The sequence below is a fragment of the Bariatricus sp. HCP28S3_D3 genome, assembly GCF_052065755.1.
GTDB lineage: Bacteria > Bacillota > Clostridia > Lachnospirales > Lachnospiraceae > Allocoprococcus.
Genome location: NZ_JBQHTK010000013.1, coordinates 1 through 19,334, shown reverse-complemented (window position 1 = coordinate 19,334; position 19,334 = coordinate 1). Strand labels below are relative to the sequence as shown.

Annotated in this window: 21 protein-coding genes; 20 read left to right on the top strand and 1 reads right to left on the bottom strand. The window is 44.8% G+C overall.

Going from position 1 to position 19,334, the window contains the following annotated elements; translation table 11 throughout:
• Positions 1-14: 14 nt before the first annotated feature.
• The 8 genes from udp (at position 15) to ACTNB3_RS09615 (ending at position 6,391) form a co-directional block, all read left to right on the top strand.
• Positions 15-800: a uridine phosphorylase gene (udp, locus tag ACTNB3_RS09650; RefSeq protein WP_427807483.1), complete on the top strand. Its 786-nt coding sequence runs from the start codon at positions 15-17 to the stop codon at positions 798-800.
• Positions 801-823: 23 nt separating this feature from the next.
• On the top strand, positions 824-1,489 hold the full coding sequence (deoC, locus tag ACTNB3_RS09645) for a deoxyribose-phosphate aldolase (RefSeq protein ID WP_441025278.1): 666 nt from the start codon (positions 824-826) through the stop codon (positions 1,487-1,489).
• Positions 1,490-1,508: 19 nt separating this feature from the next.
• Positions 1,509-1,928, top strand: coding sequence for a cytidine deaminase (locus tag ACTNB3_RS09640; RefSeq protein ID WP_427807479.1), 420 nt, complete (start codon positions 1,509-1,511; stop codon positions 1,926-1,928).
• 61 nt (positions 1,929-1,989) lie between these two features.
• Positions 1,990-2,967, top strand: coding sequence for an adenosine deaminase (add, locus tag ACTNB3_RS09635; RefSeq protein ID WP_441025276.1), 978 nt, complete (start codon positions 1,990-1,992; stop codon positions 2,965-2,967).
• A 27-nt stretch (positions 2,968-2,994) separates the two neighbouring features.
• Positions 2,995-4,185: a phosphopentomutase gene (locus ACTNB3_RS09630; protein ID WP_427807475.1), complete on the top strand. Its 1,191-nt coding sequence runs from the start codon at positions 2,995-2,997 to the stop codon at positions 4,183-4,185.
• A gap of 33 nt (positions 4,186-4,218) precedes the next feature.
• Complete coding sequence (locus ACTNB3_RS09625; RefSeq protein ID WP_427819554.1) at positions 4,219-4,962, top strand: Crp/Fnr family transcriptional regulator; 744 nt, start codon at positions 4,219-4,221, stop codon at positions 4,960-4,962.
• Positions 4,959-5,780: a purine-nucleoside phosphorylase gene (locus tag ACTNB3_RS09620; protein ID WP_427819556.1), complete on the top strand. Its 822-nt coding sequence runs from the start codon at positions 4,959-4,961 to the stop codon at positions 5,778-5,780. Before ACTNB3_RS09625 ends, ACTNB3_RS09620 begins: the two co-directional genes overlap by 4 nt.
• Positions 5,781-5,788: 8 nt before the next feature.
• Positions 5,789-6,391 (top strand): hypothetical protein, encoded by a 603-nt coding sequence (locus tag ACTNB3_RS09615; protein ID WP_441025274.1) that lies wholly within the window; start codon positions 5,789-5,791, stop codon positions 6,389-6,391.
• 81 nt (positions 6,392-6,472) lie between these two features.
• Here the strand turns inward: ACTNB3_RS09615 and ACTNB3_RS09610 are convergent, their stop codons facing one another.
• On the bottom strand, positions 6,473-7,636 hold the full coding sequence (locus ACTNB3_RS09610; protein WP_441025272.1) for a M20 metallopeptidase family protein: 1,164 nt from the start codon (positions 7,634-7,636) through the stop codon (positions 6,473-6,475).
• A gap of 305 nt (positions 7,637-7,941) precedes the next feature.
• Between ACTNB3_RS09610 and ACTNB3_RS09605 the strand changes: the two genes are divergently transcribed.
• From ACTNB3_RS09605 to ACTNB3_RS09550, 12 genes are all read left to right on the top strand, one after another.
• Positions 7,942-8,685 carry a DUF5058 family protein gene (locus ACTNB3_RS09605; protein ID WP_441025270.1) on the top strand — a complete coding sequence of 248 codons (744 nt, stop codon included), beginning with the start codon at positions 7,942-7,944 and terminating at the stop codon, positions 8,683-8,685.
• Between the two features lie 13 nt (positions 8,686-8,698).
• Positions 8,699-9,394 carry a hypothetical protein gene (locus ACTNB3_RS09600; RefSeq protein ID WP_427807463.1) on the top strand — a complete coding sequence of 232 codons (696 nt, stop codon included), beginning with the start codon at positions 8,699-8,701 and terminating at the stop codon, positions 9,392-9,394.
• Positions 9,395-9,423: 29 nt separating this feature from the next.
• The gene (locus ACTNB3_RS09595; protein WP_441025268.1) at positions 9,424-10,794 is read left to right on the top strand and encodes an amidohydrolase; all 1,371 of its coding nucleotides are present in this window, start codon (positions 9,424-9,426) and stop codon (positions 10,792-10,794) included.
• 130 nt (positions 10,795-10,924) lie between these two features.
• Entirely contained in the window at positions 10,925-12,559 is a 1,635-nt protein-coding gene (locus ACTNB3_RS09590) for a PucR family transcriptional regulator (protein WP_427807459.1), read from the top strand.
• A gap of 212 nt (positions 12,560-12,771) precedes the next feature.
• A complete protein-coding gene (locus ACTNB3_RS09585) occupies positions 12,772-13,302 on the top strand; it encodes an amidohydrolase family protein (RefSeq protein WP_441025327.1) in 531 nt (176 codons plus the stop codon).
• A gap of 247 nt (positions 13,303-13,549) precedes the next feature.
• Entirely contained in the window at positions 13,550-13,921 is a 372-nt protein-coding gene (locus ACTNB3_RS09580) for a hypothetical protein (protein WP_441025266.1), read from the top strand.
• Positions 13,922-13,973: 52 nt separating this feature from the next.
• Entirely contained in the window at positions 13,974-14,192 is a 219-nt protein-coding gene (locus ACTNB3_RS09575; RefSeq protein ID WP_427819568.1) for a hypothetical protein, read from the top strand.
• Positions 14,171-14,728 carry a P1 family peptidase gene (locus ACTNB3_RS09570; RefSeq protein ID WP_427819570.1) on the top strand — a complete coding sequence of 186 codons (558 nt, stop codon included), beginning with the start codon at positions 14,171-14,173 and terminating at the stop codon, positions 14,726-14,728. The genes ACTNB3_RS09575 and ACTNB3_RS09570 overlap by 22 nt, the downstream gene beginning before the upstream one ends.
• Positions 14,729-14,842: 114 nt before the next feature.
• Positions 14,843-16,891: a glycoside hydrolase family 31 protein gene (locus ACTNB3_RS09565; protein WP_441025264.1), complete on the top strand. Its 2,049-nt coding sequence runs from the start codon at positions 14,843-14,845 to the stop codon at positions 16,889-16,891.
• Positions 16,892-17,107: 216 nt separating this feature from the next.
• Positions 17,108-17,926 carry a pyridoxamine kinase gene (locus ACTNB3_RS09560; protein WP_427819574.1) on the top strand — a complete coding sequence of 273 codons (819 nt, stop codon included), beginning with the start codon at positions 17,108-17,110 and terminating at the stop codon, positions 17,924-17,926.
• Positions 17,926-18,198 (top strand): TIGR04076 family protein, encoded by a 273-nt coding sequence (locus tag ACTNB3_RS09555; protein ID WP_427819575.1) that lies wholly within the window; start codon positions 17,926-17,928, stop codon positions 18,196-18,198. Before ACTNB3_RS09560 ends, ACTNB3_RS09555 begins: the two co-directional genes overlap by 1 nt.
• Positions 18,199-18,212: 14 nt before the next feature.
• Positions 18,213-19,169, top strand: coding sequence for a carbohydrate kinase family protein (locus ACTNB3_RS09550; RefSeq protein ID WP_427819577.1), 957 nt, complete (start codon positions 18,213-18,215; stop codon positions 19,167-19,169).
• The last annotated feature ends 165 nt before the right edge of the window (positions 19,170-19,334 follow it).

The window sequence follows — 19,334 nt, the reverse complement described above, 5'->3', positions numbered from 1 at the left end:
AGAGCTTGATTTACATGAAGAATTATTCAGAAGATGCGAGCAGACAATATCATATACAGGTGGCGCAGGGAGAAGTCGGCCGATATGTGATCATGCCGGGAGATCCGAAACGGTGCGTGAAGATCGCACAGTATTTTGAGGATCCGGTTTTGATCGCCGATAACCGGGAATTTGTGACCTATACCGGTACACTGGACGGCGTGAAAGTGAGTGTGACTTCGACTGGAATCGGCGGGCCTTCTGCATCCATTGCCATGGAGGAACTGTACCGCTGCGGAGCAGATACCTTTATCCGGATCGGAACCTGCGGCGGTATGCAGACCGACGTGAAAAGCGGGGATATCGTGGTTGCAACCGGGGCGATACGCATGGAAGGCACCAGCAAAGAATATGCGCCTATCGAATTTCCGGCAGTACCGGATCTGCATGTGACCAACGCGCTCGTGGAGGCGGCAAAGAAAAAAGGTTTTCCGTTCCATGTAGGTGTGGTACAGTGCAAGGATGCTTTTTACGGACAGCATGAGCCGGAGGTGAAGCCGGTCAGCTATGAACTCCTGAACAAATGGGAAGCATGGAAACGTCTGGGATGTCTGGCATCCGAGATGGAATCGGCTGCGATGTTTGTCGTGGCGAGCAGCCTGCATGTTCGGGCAGGCTCCTGCTTCCTTGTAGTGGCAAATCAGGAACGGGAAAAGCTTGGATTGGAGAATCCGGTCGTGCACGATACCGATATGGCGATTCGGGTGGCAGTGGAGGCAATCCGCAGCCTGATCCGGGAAGATGGAAGAATAACAGAATAACAGAATAACAGGAGAAACAGGATATGGATGTAAAGGAAATTTTAAAACATGTAGATCATACTCTGCTGCTTCAGCAGGCTACATGGGAGGAGATCAGGCAGATCTGCGACGATGCTGTAAAATATGGAACAGCATCGGTATGTATCCCACCAAGCTATGTTAAGCAGGCGAGTGAATATGTTAAAGGGAAGAAGGCGGTCTGCACCGTCATCGGATTCCCGAATGGATATATGACGACGAAGACGAAGGAATTCGAGACAAAGGACGCGATTGCGAACGGCGCATCGGAGATTGATATGGTGATCAACATCGGGTGGCTGAAGGATCAGAAGTACGATCTTATCGAAGAAGAAATCCGTACGCTGAAAGCAGCCTGCGGTGAGAAGATTCTGAAGGTCATTATCGAGACCTGCCTTCTGACGGATGAAGAAAAAATAAAAATGTGCGAGATCGTGACAAAAGTCGGGGCAGACTATATTAAGACATCCACCGGATTTTCGAAGGCAGGAGCAACCTTTGAAGATATTCAGCTTTTCTCAGAACATATCGGTCCGAATGTGAAGATGAAGGCAGCAGGGGGAATTTCCTCTCTGGATGATGCACAGAAGTTTCTGGCGCTGGGAGCAGACCGGCTTGGAACAAGCCGGATCGTTAAGATCGTGAAGAGCGAGGAGGCATCCGGATATTAAGAGATGGAGGTGTTCGCAGATGGACAAAAAACTGGCAGAAGAGATGATTGAACTGGCAATCGGTCAGCTTCAATATTCTTATACACCGTATTCCGGCTTCAAAGTCGGAGCGGCGCTGCTTACGAAGGATGGAAAGTTTTATACAGGATGCAATATCGAAAATGCAGCTTTCACTCCGACAAACTGTGCAGAGCGGACAGCATTTTTTAAGGCGGTAAGTGAAGGCGAGCGGGAGTTTCGGGCAATCTGTATTGTGGGAGGAAAAGATGGAGTCCTGACAGAATACGCGGCTCCCTGCGGCGTCTGCCGTCAGGTCATGATGGAATTCTGTGACCCGGAAACCTTTCAGATCATTCTGGCGACCGGTAAAGAGCAGTATGAAATATTTACACTGAAAGAACTGCTCCCGCAGGGATTTGGCCCGACGAATCTGGCGTAAGACAGGATGGATAAAACGTACCGCAGAGCAATTGGATCGAGAAAGATTAGGAGTGTAAAAGATGACAATCGATGAATTAAAGAAACTGCCTAAAATAGAGCTTCATTGCCATCTGGACGGATCGCTGAGTCGGGAATTTATCGGAACGCGGCTTGGCAGAGCGGTTTCCGTACGGGAACTCAGTGTGGAGGAAGACTGCCGCAGCCTGGCAGAATACCTGGAGAAGTTCGCCCTGCCCTGTTCCTGCCTGAAAGATGAAGATGGCCTCGAAGGAGCGGGATACGATGTGCTTCGCACGATGAGCCGGGAGAATGTCTGCTATGCAGAGATACGTTTTGCCCCGCTTTTATCTGTAACAGAAGAAATGGGAACCGGTCAGGTGATTTCTGCATTGCTGAAAGGTCTGGAAAAAGGCAAAAAAGATTTTGGAGTAGAGTATAATGTGATTACCTGTGCCATGAGGCATCACAGTGAAGAGGAAAATTATCAGATGATTCGGACGGCCCGGGAATTTCTGGGCAAGGGTGTCTGTGCTGCAGATCTGGCCGGCGCGGAAGCTGTTTACCCGATGAGTGACTTTATGAGTCTGTTTAAACGGGTTAAAGAGCTGGGAATGCCGTTCACGCTGCATGCCGGTGAATGCGGAAACGCGCAGAATATAGAAGACTCTGTGCTTGCGGGAGCCGGAAGAATCGGCCACGGAATCGCCATGCGCGGAAAACCGGACATCCAGAAGCTGGTACGTAAGGCCGGTGTGGGAATTGAAATGTGCCCGATCAGTAATTTGCAGACAAAAGCGGTTCCGGGTACCGAGGCGTATCCGCTGAGAGAATTTCTGGATGCAGGATTAATGGTCACAATCAATACGGATAACCGGACCGTGAGCAGAACGTCTCTGACGAAGGAACTGGATTTTATTCAAAGAACCTATGGAATTACAGATGAAGAGATCTTACATATGATGAAAAATGCGGCAAAGACAGCGTTTGTGGATGAAGAAATGAAGAAACGACTGCTTGAAAAATTGGACAGAAGGTAAGGAAACATAGATTGAGGTGAGCGTGAAATGAATGAATATAAGAGAATTTTTGTGATCGTTCTGGATTCGCTTGGAATTGGTGCCATGCCGGACTCTCCCAGGTTTGGGGATGAGGGAGTCGATACATTCGGACATATCCTGGAGAAAATGAAAACACTGGACATTCCGAATCTGAGAAAGCTTGGCATGCTGAATCTCCATACTGCCGGAGCGATGGAACCTGTTCCGGACCCGTCCGGGCGGTACCTGCGTCTCGGGGAGGCAAGTAACGGAAAGGATACCATGACCGGTCATTGGGAGATGATGGGGATTAAAACAGAAAAACCGTTCAAGACATTTACGGATACAGGATTTCCGCCGGAACTGATCGAAGAACTCGAAAAACGCTGCGGTAAGAGGGTGATCGGCAATAAGAGCGCCAGCGGAACAAAGATTATTGAAGAGCTTGGTGAGGAAGAAATCAACACCGGAGCGATGATCGTCTATACTTCTGCGGACTCTGTGCTGCAGATCTGCGGAAACGAGGAAACCTTTGATCTGGAAAATCTATACCGTTGCTGTGAGATCGCAAGAGAAATTACGATGAAGGATGAATGGCGTGTGGGCCGTGTCATTGCAAGACCGTATGTAGGTAAAAAGAAAGGTGAGTTTAAACGGACCAGCAACCGGCATGATTATGCGCTGAAGCCCACTGGTGCGACTGCGTTGAATGCTCTGAAGGATGCGGGCCTGGATGTCATCGGAGTGGGTAAGATCCACGACATTTTCTGCGGTGAGGGCATCACGGAAACCCATCATTCCAACAGCTCCGTGCATGGCATGGAGCAGACGATCGAACTGTGTAAAAAGGATTTCCGAGGCTTGTGTTTTGTCAACCTGGTTGATTTTGACGCACTTTGGGGACACCGAAGAGATGTAGAAGGATATGCAAAAGAGATCGAGAAATTCGACAAGAATCTGGGTATCCTTCTGGATGAACTAAGAGAGGATGACCTGCTGATGCTGACGGCAGATCACGGAAATGATCCGACTTACACCGGTACGGATCACACCAGGGAATATGTGCCGCTTATCGCCTATTCCAGAAAGATGGAAGGCGGCGGTGCGCTGGAGAACGAGGATACCTTTGCGGTTATTGGGGCTTCGGTGGCAGAAAATTTCGGCGTAAACATGCCGGAAGGAACAATCGGACATTCCATTTTGAAAAAACTGGTCTAAAAATGGCCGTGTCAAAAGAAAGGAGGAAGATGCGTGAAACATAATTATTTGTATGATGCACTTCCGTTCCTGAAGGATGTAGAAAAAGAGCGGCAGGAACAATTTAAAGAATATTTTAAAAGTGCTCCGTTGTGGCTTATGGAGAACTTTCAGATAGAAGAACTGAAAAAAGGAACCATTTTTGTAAGAGAAGGGGAACCGGCAGATACGATATTTTTTATAGGAAGCGGCATTATCGAAGCAATTGATTATCGGGTATACGGGACGCCATACGATTTTATGCAGTTTAACCGGGTCTACGCGTTCGGAGGAATGGAATTTCTGATGGATCTGGACAAATACATGACCACGCTGCGTACTGTGACTGACTGTGTGGTGGTAAAGCTCCCGAGAAATAAATTTGAAAAATGGATGTATTCGGATATTCAGTCACTGAAGCATGAGGCAAAACTGGTCGGAGAATATCTTCTCAAAGAGGGGCGGAACAGCCGTCTGTACCTTTTCATGCAGGGATCTGACAGGCTGGCGCTGCTTTTTGTTGAGCGCTATGAGAGATACAGTAAGAATGGAATTCTTCATGTCAAGGGAAATCGGCAGAATCTGGCGGATGAGACGGGACTTTGCGTAAAGAGTGTGAGTAGGGGTGTGAAGAAATTTCAGGAAGAAGGGCTGATCACGAAGGAGGGTAATCAGATCCTGATCAGCAAAGAACAGTATGAAGGATTAAAGAAAATCGTTTCAGAGAAAATTGATTTAGGAGAAGGAGGCTTGCGATGAATGACATTTACAAAAAACTGGAAATGTGCTTAAAAAGTGTAAGAACAAAAACGGATTTTCAGCCGGAGGTGGCGCTGATCCTCGGCTCGGGGCTTGGCGATTACGCAGATGGAATTCAGATAGAACAAACCGTAGATTATACAGAGATTGAAGGGTTTCCGGTATCAACGGTGGCGGGGCATAAAGGAAGATTTGTGTTCGGATATGTGGGTGAGGTTCCGGTCGTTGTCATGCAGGGACGCGTCCATTATTATGAAGGATATCCGATGTCTGATGTGGTGCTTCCGACCCGATTGATGGGGATGATGGGAGCGAAGAAGTTGATTCTTACCAATGCGGCAGGTGGAGTGAACTTTGACTATAAGCCGGGAGATTTCATGATGATCACCGATCATATTACGACAGCGGTTCCGAGTCCGCTGATCGGACCGAATATTGATGAACTTGGAGCGCGATTCCCGGATATGAGTGAGGTATACAGCCTGCGAATCCGTGAAATCATCAGGGAAGAGGCGGAGAAACTTGGAATTTCGCTTCGGGAAGGCGTTTATGCACAGCTCACCGGGCCGGCCTATGAGACACCGGCAGAGATTCGGATGTGCAGGAGCTGGGGAGCAGATGCCGTGGGAATGAGTACGGCATGCGAGGCAATGGCTGCCCGCCATATGGGAATGGAAGTGTGCGGTATCTCTTGTATCACGAATTTAGCAGCAGGTATGTCAACGAAACAGCTTGATCACAAAGAGGTTCAGGAGACGGCGGACCGCGTGGCTGCGCAGTTTAAAGCATTGATTACTGCGATTGTGAGCAACATCTGACTTAAGATGTGCAAATAGTTTTTAATGAATACTGCGCAACATTGGAAGGATCTGTATTTGAGAATTTGACTCCGATCGTATCAATGGATGATGCTCCGGTAGATAACCTTAGTACAATTGATGTACTTCGTGAACGCCGTGATACAATAGGTCTTAAGATGGAACTGGATACTACGATTCATTCAATGACCATAGAAAACAAGATTCAGCAGATTGAAGAAACAGTTAAAGAATATAAAGGAAAGACTGTAACCTCTGCAGATAAGGAAGCTATCGTACGTCTGGCAACTGAAATTGATGCATTAATTGCGTCAGGAAGTCTGTCAGAAGAAGAAATGGATACATTACGCTCTGTAAAATCAGATGTATCAGAAATGCTGGCTAAAATTGTTGAGGAAAAAAACAATTCCGACAATAAAGATAATGCTGGTAATAATAATACTGGTAACCAGGGTGATGCAAAACCGTCTGATAAGACAAACGGAAAGGGCAATGGCTCTGTAAAGACAGGAGACACGAATGCAGTTATGCCGTGGATGATTCTGTTGTTTGTAAGTGGTGCCGGAATTATAGGTGCGGCAGAAGTATCCAGAAAAAAACAGAATAAATAAAAGAGGAGGAGTCCTGTGAAATGCCTGATCGTTGAGAAGGGAGGCATTTTGCAGGACTCTGGTTGTGTATTCAAATATGACCTATCGGCTTAGTTTTTTTAATACGGCTGTTGTATAGACAGCGGCTCCGATCGGAAGAACATCTTCATTAAAGCGGATCTTCGGATTATGCTGAGGCAGTCTTTCGTCCGGATTTTCCACACCGGCTCCCACCATATAGAAGGTTGCCGGTACCAGTTCGGAGATACAAGCGAAATCTTCCGATCCCATTGCGTGGAATTCATCTACGATAAGAGAATCATCGACTTCATGGATCACGTCCCGGCTCCATGCATTTTCCTGTTCGTCACATACAAGAGGCGGTACATCACTGAGGACTTCAATCTCAGCCTTGGTGCGATATGCCTCGGCGATATTCTGCGTGATGGTATGAATCCTCTGGATCATTCTCTCACGAAGTACCGGATCGAATACGCGGAGTGTGCCTTCCAGTTCTGCTGTTTCCGGGATAATATTGGCAGCACTTCCTGCGTGGAATTTGCCAATGGTAAGAGCGACCTCATCAAATCCGGAAACTTCTCTGGACATCAGTTCCTGCAGTCCCAGATGGATATGGATTGCCGTATTGATCGGATCGACACCGTGCTCCGGTGAGGAGCCGTGTACGCCCTGCCCGGTCAGTTTGATCCGGAAACCGTAAACACCGGCGGCAGGAACCTTGTGGCCGCCAAGTGTTCCCAGAGGTTTCTGAGAAAATACATGAAGAGCCAGCGCGGAATCAACATGTGGGTTCTCCATGACACCGCCTGCAATGGCTGCCTTTGCTCCGGCAAAGATTTCTTCTGCTGACTGGAACAGAAGCTTTGCAACACCGTTTAATTCAGATTCATGTGCCTTGATCAGTTTTGCGGCACCAAGCATCATTGCCGTGTGCATATCATGTCCGCAGGCGTGCATGCATCCGTTTGTAGAAGCGAATGATTCGCAGGATTTTTCTTCTATGGGAAGGGCATCCATATCGCCGCGGATCATATAGCATGTGTCTCCGTGCCCAATCGTGGCAACAATATTGGAACTTTCTTCATAGACCGTATATTCAATTCCCATTTCATCCAGTTTCTTTGTGACAAAATTTACCGTTTTCGGAAGAGTAAGACCAAGTTCCGGAATTTGATGAAGTTCGCGTCTCCATGCAATCATCTCGTCTTTGATCTTTTCAGCTTCCAGCATAATCTGATTTTTCATATAGACCTCCTTTTTCTGCTCAGAGCCAGCCTCGAAGATACTGCCTGGGTCTGAACAGCTATCGTGTTCTTTATAATAGAATACCTTTTTATTTATCAAAGTGTAAGAAATATATTTTCTAAAATGGTATAAATATTTTTTGATGTACACTTTTTCACAGTACTTGAATGAAAAAGTGAAAAAATGTTCACTGTTAGAGGAAAGTTAAAGAAAAGTGAAATTTTCTTTATTTTTATCGGGAAATAAAAACATTATGATTATCAATAGAACTTATAGATAAAAGTTATTAGAAGGAGGAGACAAAAATGGATGTAATGCAGATTGCAAATGGAATCCCAATGTGGATAGCCTGTGGTATTCCGGTAGTACTCGTAGTGATTCAGGCTGTTCTTTTTGCGAGAGGGGCGTACGGTGCAGGAAAGAAGATGGGACTTGGTGAGGACAAGATGAAGAAGGCAATGAAGAGCAGTGCCATCACATCAATTGGTCCATCCATCGTGGTACTCAGCGGAATGCTTTCATTATTAGTTACAGTAGGCGGACCGGTAGGCTGGATGCGCCTTGCTATGATCGGTTCGGTTATGTTTGAGTCTATTGCAGCGGGCCTTGGTACTTCTGCAGTTGGAGTAACACTTGGTACCGACCCGATGACGGAGGAAGCTCTTGCCATGGCAGTATGGACCATGGTTCTCTGCTCTGTCGGCTGGGTAATTTTCTCAACTTTCTCAGCAAACAAGATGGATAAGATTGAGCATAAGCTTTCCAAAGGTAACTCCGGTACACTTTCAACCATCGCAAACTGTGCGATCATCGGTGTATTTGCAGCCATGGTTGCAAGCCATATTTCAAAACCATTCTATTCAATGGTATTAAAAGCAGAAGAAGCAGCAATGTCCTCTGCATGGCATAATATGCTGGCATGTATTCTGGGAGCAGTCATCATGTTTGTACTGAATACAGTTGCCAATAAGAAAAATATCGGATGGCTGAAAGAATGGGCCCTGACAATTACGATTCTGGGTGCAATGATCATCACTGCACTGGTTTAAGGAGGAAGATAAGATGAGCAATAATTTCTATAAAGACGAATATATGCCTAAGGTAAATAAAATAGGTAAGCTTACCGGCGTGCTGGGAGTTATATTAGCTTTTTCACCGGCAATCGCACTTGCAGTTGTTTACGGAATCCTTCCAAAACCGGCAGCGCTCCTGACCGCATTTATCAGCGGTGTCAGCGCATTTGGAGTTCTGTGGTTTGTAGAGCCGATTTCTTATTATCCGGTACTTGGAACCGCAGGAACCTACATGGCATTCCTTTCCGGTAATATTTCAAACATGCGTGTACCGTGTGCAAGTATGGCACAGGTGGCAGCGGATGTTGAACCGGGTACCGAGCAGGGATCTATTATTGCAACTTTAGGTATGGCTGTTTCTATTATTATTAATGTATCTGTTCTTACAATCGGAGCCATTCTTGGAACAAGCGTATTGTCTATGCTTCCTGCTACTGTTAAGACGGCACTTAATTATCTGCTTCCGGCACTTTTTGGTGCACTTATGGTTCAGTTTGGTATAAAGATGGTGAAACATAGCCTGATTATGCTTGTCATCGCATTTGCACTTTACTTTGCAATTGGTATCGGTCTTTTCAACTGGCTTCCGGGCGCTTCTAACTGGCTTGGAACTCTGGGCTGTGTATTTATCAGTATTGCAGTTGGATTTGCTACCATGTCAAATAATACAAAGAAGAAAGCGTAAGATTTTAGAATTGTATTGGAGAGGGTGAAATGAAAATGGAAAAGAAAGATCTTCATCTTGAGGTGAAGAAAATGGAGTCTCTTCTTCAGACCTCCTGCAGAACAATCTGGGAAAATCCGGAAGTGGGTGGCAATGAGAAAGCTTCGGCAGATTATTTCCGCAGGCTTTTGGATGCAGAAGGATTTCATATTATAAATGAAGAGCATCTGGAGCATGCATTTTGTGCAGAGTACGGCTCCGGAAAACCGGTGATTGCAATTTTAGGGGAATATGATGCGCTTCCCGGACTTTCACAGAAAGTGACGGACAAAAAGAAACCGGTTAAAGCGGGTGCACCGGGACACGGATGTGGGCATAACCTGCTCGGTTCCGCGGCAGCAGTCGGTGCGATCGCAGTAAAACGTTATCTGGAAGCGGAAGGAATAAGTGGAACGGTACGTTTTTACGGATGTCCGGAAGAAGAACTTCTCTGTGGAAAAGTGAAAATGGCATATTATCATATGTTTGACGGATGTGATTTTGCGATCAGCTGGCATCCGATGAGTGCGAACATGGTCTATGACAATGGATATCTGGCAAGTGCATCTGCACATTTTGAATTTAAAGGCAGAAGTTCTCATGCGGCATTTGCACCGGAGCTTGGAAGAAGTGCGCTGGATGCAGTGGAACTTATGAATGTAGGTGTGAACTATTTAAGAGAGCATGTGACATCCAAAGCACGAATTCATTACACCACAGACAGCGGTGGATTTGCTCCGAATATCGTTCCGCCGAGAGCGGGTTCATGGTACTTCGTGAGAGCACCGTACATTTCCGACGTAAAAGAGATTCTTGCAAGAGTTGGAAAAGTGGCGGAAGGCGCAGCACTTATGACAGAAACCCAGGTGGAAATGAAAGTGGATTATGGATGCTGTGAAATGCAGGAAAATCATGCGTTTGGAGATCTGGCTTATGAAAATCTGAAAGAGGCAGAACTGCCTGTATTTGACGAAGAAGAAATGGCATTCGCCAATCGACTCCTTGAATCCGTTTCCGACGCAGACAAAGAGAAAGCGCAGAAGTTGTATGAGACAGAAGGAAAGCCGATGGTGTGGAAATTGAATTCGCGCAATCTGTATGAGATCAATCCGCTTACTGCATCTTCCGACAGCGGAGATGTCAGTCATATGATGCCGATGTGTGCGATATCGACATCCTGTTGGCCGGCGGGTGTGGCTCCGCATACCTGGCAGTCGGCAGCTGCAGCCGGTAGTTCCCTTGGAGAGAAAGGAGCGCTGTGTGCTGCGCAGGTTATTGCCGGAATTGCATATGATCTCTATAATAAGCCGGAAGTTCGGGAAGATATCTTGAAAGAGTTTGAAGAAAAGAAGGATGAATATACTCCGATGTATGAAGGCTAGTCCGGAGAAATCATGAATCATAAATAAGTGTAACAATCGTATTCTTGACATCAAGTCAAGGCGAATGTTACACTTGTTTTAAATTTGGATACAATTGGATTGGCTTGTTTTACAAAAGGTGGAAAGAAATATGGGAATAGCATTGTATCAACTGTTGGCCTTGGATTTTTTTAAAGATTTTCATGTGGTGGCCGGAAAGAATGGATTGTCTAAAGAAGTGCAGGGAATCGCAGTTATGGATTCTCCGGATGCCTTTCGATGGGCTAAGGGAAAAGAACTTTCGATGACGTCGGGATATGCGCTTTCGAAGGAGCCTCACTGTTTGGATGACGGATTTAAGAACGGGATCATGCAGCGTACAGCCGGACTTATGATTAAGAGGGCGCGATACATGGATGAGATTCCGGAGCATGTGATCGAATTGTTTGAGAAACACGATGTACCGCTCATCAGCATGCCATTTGAAATTGCGTTCATGGATGTCATTAATCAGATTAATGTGACTGTGATGAACCAGGCATTTCGAAGATTCCGAATTCAGAATGACAGTGTGTTTCAGCTGTCTAATCTGGATTTTAAAGAAAGGAAAATCAAAAAAATTCTTCAGGCTGTAGAGTTGGAGATGCATTTCCCGGCTTTTCTCTATGATATCAGCGAAGAAAAGGCGTATTACAGTTCTGCAAACTTCAGAAGAATATCGGATGATTCCCATTTGAAGGATGAGGATTACTGGAATCCTTCCATGGAACACACAAGACATATTCTCTGTGAACATATTAATATGATGAGATACCGTTTGATCGATCCGCAAAGCCCGGATGGTCCAAGGATCAGCTGGATTCTGATTCCCATTGTCATGAATGAAGTGGTGCAGGCTTACTTTGTTGTCATGGAGTCAAAGGAATTTATAGATTATTGCGATGAGTATTCGATTCGGATTGCGTTCCTGGAACTTCAATCGGTGTACGAACAGATCATGGTTGCACAAAGTGTCGGAAATATCGGATTTGAGAACTTTATTTTGTATGCTCTGAATTATGATGAGAAAGACAAGGACCGGTTGATCTATCAGGCAAGCCAGCATGGCATTCCCATGTCGAAGAAATATATCTGTATGATGTTTGCCCAGACGAAAGATGCAGCTGTTAATGCCAGAGACGAACGTAAGAATTTTGTGAGAGCTTTTCAGGACAGCTCGGTATCTAAATTTGGGAGATTTGCGTTTTTGGATGAGAACAATGGAATGATTCTCTGGGATACACAGGAAAAAGATATGTGTAGTCTGAAATATTTGGAGAATGTCTTGGAAGAGTTCCGGCTTAAGGTCAGAGAAAAATGCAGCAATATGGAGCTGGAATTTGCGATATGCCGTGATTCTGTGGATCTGCTGTCGCTGAAGAAGAGTGTGCAGAAATGCCAGAAAGTGATGACGATGGGCAGGAAGCTGTTCGCAGAAAAACAGATCTGGGATTATGAGATGCTGGGGCCATATGCATGGATCGATATTGAAGAAGAGGAACTGGAGGAAATGCTGAGCCAGTACCGGATCCTTATGGAAGATGAGAAGAACAGAGAACTTTTGAAGACTTTGAAGATTTATCTGGAAAATAACATGAACTTTAGCATTACAGCAGAGAAAATGTATGTACACATCAATACGATCCGCAAGAGAATTGCCAAGATCAAGGAACTGTTGGATGTGGAATTGGAAGATCGGATTTCCAGACTCAAGATAGAGATGCTTTTGCAGTTTTTATCGCTATAAAACAAAAACATAACAGTGTGGATTTTGCGTATATAAGATAAAATGCACAAAATCCACACTGTTTTTGTGTGCAGTTTGTGAAAAAAGCAATGATAAGCTACCCTTTAAATTGTTAACAATTGACAATTTACAATATTAAAGTTATAATGTTATCAAGATTGTTGAAAAAATAGCAAAGGAAGGAGGCTGAATTTGTGGCAAATATGTAAGCAATCATCCCGGCACTTCGGGGAGAAATTCCTTGTAAAATCCACTGTACACAGTACGATATGCTGACGGCGATCGAGGTTGCAACCGCATATGGCGTACGGTTTTCACTGGAGCATGCATGGGGAGCCACCGATTATTTGGATGAGATCGTAGAGAGTGGATGTGATATCTGCTATGGCCCAATCGCGACCTACCGTGCGGCTGGAGAACGCCGTAAAATTGATGTGGAAGCGGTGAAAATGCTGGATGATCGCGGAGTGAATGTTGCACTTATTACGGATTCTCCGATCCTGAGTGAAGAGTCTTTGTATCATCACATGGGCGAAGCGGTCAGAGAAGGTGTGGAACCGGAGCGTGTCCTTCGCATGGTAACGATCAATCCGGTCAGACAGCTCGGTCTGGAAGATCGTTTAGGCAGCCTGGAAGCAGGAAAAGATGCGGATATCATCGTGGTCAAAGGAAGACTGGGACTGGATACCGATGCAAAAGTACAGGTGACCATGATCGACGGAGAAGTTGTATATACAGCCTAAAAAAATACTTTTGACAAAATAATTTTTTTCTTTTATACTTGTGTTATCGAAGTAGCGCAAGCGTAAGTCCGGATATAAAATGGATTTACGCCTGCGCTTTTTTGATGCAATATATCAGAAAATGAGCGCTTGTCTCGTTTTGTATGCAAATAATAACAGAGTTCAGGAGGAAATATGAATCATCAAAAACAGAATAAGATGGCTGTAATGCCAATGGGATCCCTTGTATTTACAAGAGATTTTCAGCATGTTAAAATATAGAAGTCAGAAAGAACAGATGATGAATTTTGTTAAAAAGCATGAGAATTATTTTTGCAGTGTGGATAGAGAAACATATCAGGCATTTGCGGAGCTTCTGCATTCGAAAAGACTGCTGAAGAAGGTGATACCTGAGTCTAAGGGAGAGGAGACTGTGAATATGTGTAAAGCATTGGAAGAATTGTATGAAGATGGTGTGGAAGATGGAATTAAAACCGGAGAGAATTATTTTGCTACATTAACGGAGAAATTGCTCAAAGATTCCAGGATTGATGATCTTGGCAGGGCAACGAGTGGTTTGAAATTCAGAAATGCATTATATAAGGAATATCACATTAATAGAGAGATGGATTTGAAGTAGATAAGTGAAGCGTTTACATTCCGAGAAAATGGCAGATTAAGGAGGATTTAATATGAGCCAGTGGAAGGAAATAAGTCTTAACAGTATAAAAAATATACGCATCGGCCATGCGCAGAATGAAGAACATGGCACGGGATGCAGTGTTATTATTTGTGATAAAAAAGCACCTTGCGGCGTGGATGTGCGAGCGGGAAAGTGCGTCCTGATGCTGCGATGGGTTACGCGGCCTGTTTGGACAGTGAGAAAAATATGGAGCGTAATGGAAATGTAGGTGCCGGAATGGGCGCCACTGTCGGTAAGAATCATGGGGATAAATTTGCCATGAAGTCCGGACTTGGATGCTATTGCCTGCAGGTTGGAAGCCTTCAGGTGGGAGCGATCGTTGTCGTGAACGCAATCGGAGATGTGTTTGAAATGGATTCCCAGAAACAGCTTGCAGGGCTTCTCAACAGCAAAAAAGACGGAATGATTTCCAGCGAGGAGGAAATGGTAAAACTGCTTCAGATTGCAAGTAAGTTCGCGTTTAACACTTCTATTGGCGCTGTTATTACGAATGCAGGGCTTGATAAAGCAGAGATGAATAAAGTGGCGGCCATGGCAAGCAACGGACTTGCCCGGACCATTCGCCCGGTGAATACTTCTATGGATGGGGATTCCATCTATGCGCTTTCGGTCGGAAAAGTAAAATCAAATCCGGACGTTGTAGGAACGCTGGCGGCGCATGTGGTTGGGAAAGCGGTAAACCGTGCGGTTCTGGAGGCGGAAGAAAAATATGGGTATAAGGCGGCAAGAAGTCTGAAATTGTAGAAAAAGGATAATATTGTGTTATTTTTAGAACGAATAATACAAGAAATCGTCCTATGTGCCGTGTATAATGAATGTAGATTAAATGATGAGCTGTCATTTCAGGAGGGAAAGAACATGATCAGGAAATATATATTCGGAGAGCCGATTGAGACGGGAGCGGTTGTGATGGAGCTTCCGGAATGTGATCAGGAGATTGCGGTGATGGATCTGGAAGTGAAAGAGGAGATGATCCGACTCAGCTGCAGAATGGATGAAGATGATATTGTGTATGGACTTGGCGAACAGGTGCGCGGCATCAACAAAAGAGGATTTTCTTATGTCAGCGATGCCACGGATGATCCGGTACATACGGAAAATAAGCATTCTTTATATGGTGTGCATAATTTTATGATCTTATGCAGAGAGAATCGTGCAGAAAAGAAAGAAAAATCTTTCGGTATTTTTGTGGATGATCCGGGAAAAGTTGTATTTGATGTAGGGGAAACACATCTGGATGAGCTTGTGATCACGGCAGAAGAAAATTGTGTAATCTATGTCATTGAAGGTGAAAACCTGAAGGATATTGTGAAACAGTTCCGTAAACTGATCGGGCAAAGTTATGTTGCTCCGAAGTGGGCTTTTGGCTATCAGCAGTCACGGTGGGGTTATCAAAGCGAAAGTGACATTCGGAAAGTTGTAGAAGGACATCGTGAAAACGGAATTCCGCTGGATGCAGTATATCTTGATATCGACTATATGGAAAGATTTAAAGATTTTACGGTAGACACGGAAAAGTTTCCTGATTTTGAGGGATTTACCTCTGAGATGAAATCAGAGGGAGTACATCTTGTGCCGATCATCGATGCCGGCGTAAAAATTGAGAAAGACTATCCGATTTACGAAGAAGGTGTGAAGGAAAATTATTTCTGCAAGGATGAGAATGGAAAAGATTTTGTGGCAGCAGTATGGCCTGGAAAAGTACATTTTCCGGATGTTCTGAACTCAAAAGCCAGAGAATGGTTCGGCGGAAAATACAGATGGCTGATGGAACAGGGAATAGAAGGTTTCTGGAATGATATGAATGAACCGGCTATTTTCTATTCGGAAGAGCGGCTAAAAAAGGCGTTTGAAGAGCTGCTTTCCATGAAGGATGAAAATCTGGATCTTAATTCATTTTCCCATATCAAAGATCTGGTTATGGGATTGTCCAACAGTCCGGAAGACTACAAGAGCTTCTACCATAATATGGATGGCAAATGGATCTGCCATGAGAAGGTGCATAATCTTTATGGATTTAATATGACAAGAGCGGCGGCAGAAGCATTTGAGAAAATTGCTCCGGAAAAGAGGACTTTGTTATTTTCCCGTTCGTCCTATATCGGAATGCACCGCTATGGAGGAATCTGGACAGGTGACAATAATTCCTGGTGGAGTCAGATTCTGACAAGTATGCAGCAGATGCCGTCACTGAATATGGTCGGTATCCTGTATACAGGTTCTGATATTGGAGGTTTTGGAAGTGATACTACGGAAGATTTGCTGATGCGCTGGCTGGAATTCGGTATGTTTACACCACTGATGCGAAATCACGCGGCACTTGGAACAAGAGAACAGGAAGTTTACCAGTTTGACAGAATTCCGGAATTCCGGAATATCATCCGTATCCGGTACAGCCTGGTTCCGTATCTTTACAGTGAATATATGAAGGCTGTACTGAGCGATGAGATGTATTTCAGACCGCTGTCATTTGACTATCCGGAAGATTCGCAGGCTTATCGTGTGGAAGACCAGCTTCTGGTCGGTGACAGCATCATGATTGCTCCGGTCTATACGCAGAATGCAAAGGGACGTTATGTATACCTGCCGGAAGAAATGCTGATGGTGCGTATGAAGTCACCGGAAGACAGAACCAGTCAGGTTCTGGGAAAGGGACATCATTATGTGGATGTTGCGCTGGATGAGGTCGTTATTTTTGTAAAGAAAAATCATATGCTTCCGTTTGCGGTTCTTGATGAAAATGTAAAATCCGTTTCCGACGTGGATGAAAATCGTCTGGAATGGATTGGATTTGCGGATGAGTATGCGGAGTATGTGCTCTATACGGACGATGGAATTTCCAAAGAGTATATACCACAGGAAGAGTGGAAATTAGTAAGACGGTCAAAAGAAGAATTATCAAGATAAAGAAACAGGCTTTATTCTTTCCGAAAGGAAGGAGTGAAGCCTGTTTTAGGAACCTGACGCTTGCACTGAGCGGAAATGTATTTTATAATCTAGGTATATGAATGATGATAGGATTTCGAGAGCACAAAGCGCGGAGAAATCCGTGTATCATAGGGGGCGAAATACCTTTTGATCCCTACATCATATGAATTTAGGCAAAAGGAGAGGCGGACAGTTATGAGTAAACAGATTTTACTGATCAATGATATGGCCGGATACGGTAAAGTTGCTTTATCTGCAATGATACCGGTACTTTCCCACATGCGTCATCATATTTATAATCTTCCGACCGCGTTGGTGTCAAATACCCTTGACTACGGAAAATTTGATATACTGGAAACGACGGATTATATGGAGCATACCATGAAGATCTGGGATGAACTGGGATTTTCTTTTGATGCGGTATCTACCGGATTTATCGTATCGGAAAGGCAGGCAAAGCTTGTGGCAGAATTCTGCAGACAGCAGAGCAGGAAAGGAACGAGAATCTTTGTGGATCCGATCATGGGGGACGAAGGAAAGCTTTATAACGGCGTGACGGAGCAGACCATATCCCATATGAAGGAACTGGTAAAGGTGGCAGATTATATCGTGCCGAATTATACAGAAGCAGCATGTCTTGCCGGGGAGCAGTATAAAGAAGATGGCATGACGCTGGAGGAAGCGGATTGTCTGATTGAGAAGCTGCTTGCCCAGGGAGCTCATTCGATTGTGGTTACAAGTGCGGTGGTTGATCACAAGGAAGCGGTGATCGTATATGATTATCAGACGAAGGAAAGAAGTATTCGTCCATTTACCAGCATTCCGGTACGCTTCCCGGGCACGGGAGATATTTTCTCCTCCGTGTTTATGGGGAAATTATTAGAAGGAAAAACGCTGATTGAAAGTACCGAGAAAGCAATGGATGCCACAAAAGCATTGATTTCCATGAATCAAAACAATGAGGACAAATTTAAAGGAATTCCGATTGAAAGCTGTCTGGAGGTATTGGACTGATGGGAAGACCAAAAATAAAAATAACATTGATAGACCGAAAAGGTCCTAAAGGATGCCATCGAGGACACCAGATCGGAGAAAGCTTTGATTTTGACACCCAGAGAGGGGAACTGTGTCCGATGGCGATGCATGTTGCATTTCCATATATTGATATTCTGCGGTATGGCGGAGAAATACCCGGGCAGGAGAAAGGGACGGCTGTGTTTGCCTGTCCGGATGTGGATACGCTGAACGTATTTAAAATAGAGCGCATCGCGGAAAAAGAAATTTAAGGAGGAGAAAAATCATGGAAAAAGAATTTGACGTAATTGCACTGGGAGAATTGTTGATCGATTTCACGATGAATGGAAAGAGTGAACAGGGAAATAATCTGTTTGAGGCGAATCCGGGTGGAGCACCTTGCAACGTTCTGGCAATACTGCGTAAGCTTGGGAAGAAGACAGCATTCATCGGCAAAGTAGGGGATGACCAGTTTGGCCGTCTGCTTCGGGAAACAATCGAAGAGGCAGGGATTAATTCTGACAACTTATTAGTTGACAAAGAAATCAATACAACACTTGCGTTTGTACATACTTTCCCGGATGGCGATAGAGAATTCTCATTTTACCGGAAACCGGGAGCAGATATGATGTTGAAGAAAGAGGAAATTGACGAGGAAGCGATTGCCAAAGCAAGAATCTTCCACTTCGGAACACTTTCCATGACACATGACGATGTAAGAGAAGCAACCAAGAAAGCAGTAGAACTTGCGAAAAAGAACGGACTTCTTATTTCACTGGATCCGAATCTTCGCCCGCCGCTGTGGAGTTCACTTGACTTGGCTAAAGAACAGATCCTGGCTGCAATGGAACACTGCGATATTCTGAAGATTTCTGATAATGAAATTCAGTTTATTACAGGAGTAGAGGATTATGACGAAGGAATTCAGATCATCCGTGACCGCTTCCAGATTCCACTGGTATGCCTGACATTAGGAAAAGATGGAAGCCGCGCATATTATAAAGATCTTCGCGTCGAAGTTCCGGGATTTGCTCAGGAACATGTAGCTGACACTACAGGAGCCGGAGATACCTTCTGTGGAAGCGTTCTGAACTATGTGCTGGAACATGGCATCGAAGATTTGAGCGAAGAGAATCTGAAAGAGATGCTGACTTTTGCAAATGCGGCCGCTTCTCTGATTACCACCAAGAAAGGTGCGATTCGTTCCATGCCTGAAAAAGAAGAGATTGAAGCAATGATATAGGGACGTTCCTTTTGCCACGATGCTGGGGTCAAAAGCCCTGGCATCGAACGTCCTTTTTTTGCTTTTTGTTGCTATTTATAAGTTTCTACCGTAGTTTTCGGTATATTTGGTGTCGATTGTAACTATACCCTTCCCATATTCTTATGCCAATAGAGGATTTTCTGC